The organism is Helicobacter vulpis (assembly GCF_003660395.1).
Classification (GTDB): domain Bacteria; phylum Campylobacterota; class Campylobacteria; order Campylobacterales; family Helicobacteraceae; genus Helicobacter; species Helicobacter vulpis.
Genome location: NZ_QXQT01000059.1, coordinates 1 through 1,208, shown reverse-complemented (window position 1 = coordinate 1,208; position 1,208 = coordinate 1). Strand labels below are relative to the sequence as shown.

Annotated in this window: 1 protein-coding gene; it reads right to left on the bottom strand. The window is 49.0% G+C overall.

What is annotated here, in order from left to right; all coding sequences use genetic code 11:
• The coding region (locus EAO38_RS08515) for a hypothetical protein (protein WP_121022870.1) at positions 1 to 1,208 on the bottom strand (1,208 nt) is incomplete at both ends.

Below are 1,208 nucleotides of genomic sequence, written 5' to 3'. Positions count from 1 at the left end.
TTCCAAAGCGTCCAAGCAGTCGTCATGGGCGCACTTGGGGTAGCTCTCTAGCTCAGCGATGAGCTCATGGCTATAGGCGTCAATGAGCAAGGTGCGTTCAGAGAGAAGGGGGGCTAGAGAATCTAGGCGGATTTCCTTATGCGCGCTGTTTTTCAACTCTATGGGCTTGAAGAAGTGTAGGCCTAATTGGCGCGCGTGTTTGGCCAATTGGTCTTTAAAGAAGGCTTGGAAAGCCACCACCTCAATGCCCACTTTCACATAGGGGCACACGCTCAAGGCATGCGCATAGGCCTCTAAGATGATGGGGATCATCACATCAGGCTTTTGCTTATAGGCGTGCACGCGCGCGTAATAACGCCCCGCACAGGCATACACCAGCGCGAGGGCAAAGAAATCCCCATGGGCTTTGCCTAAAGCCGGGTCAATGCCCATGTACACGCACTCAATACAGCTAGGCAGCTCTTTAAAACTCTCAAAGTCCCCTAAGATCGCGTCTTTGGCGTTGGTGGGGGTGTTTTGAAACTCCGCTAAAAAGGCGTTCTTATGGCTGATGAATTCCATGAGGATCTCTTTTTTATCCAAGCTGGGGTCATCTAAGATCACGCTGTTTAAATCGTAGCGATCTAAATTGCTCGGGCTCAACCCATCTATGTTTTTGCCAAAATCTAGCACGAGGGGGAAGCTATAACTCTTAGCGTTCCATCTACTTTCTAAACTGAGCAGTAAACACTCTTGGTGCAAAGTGGTACCCACCACCAAGATATTATAATCCCCCTTGCGCGCGGGGAGTTTGAGGATCGCGCTTTCAAACTGCTTATACACATCTTGGCGGTATTTCTTGGAGTGGATGCGCTGGGCTTTTTCTACATCATCACAAATAATGAGATCGGGGCGTTTGCCTAGGAAGTTCAGCCCGCGGATATTCTCCTCAATGCTATAGCTTTTGATTTTCTTGGCCACGCCCTCAAATTTGACAGAGAGCTCCTCCTTGCGCCAAGAATAGCCCTTTTCAATCTTAAAATCTTGACTAAGCAGGGCGTTTTCTTGGAGCTCAATTTTAAGCCACTCTATGGTCTCTTGCGTGTCCTCTTTCTTGTTGCCAATGTAGATCATGTAGTGGCGCTCCCCTCTAGCAAAGAGCCAGAGCGTGAGCATACGGCTTAGCAAAGTGGTTTTATACGCCCCGCGGTAGGCTTTGATGATGCAAA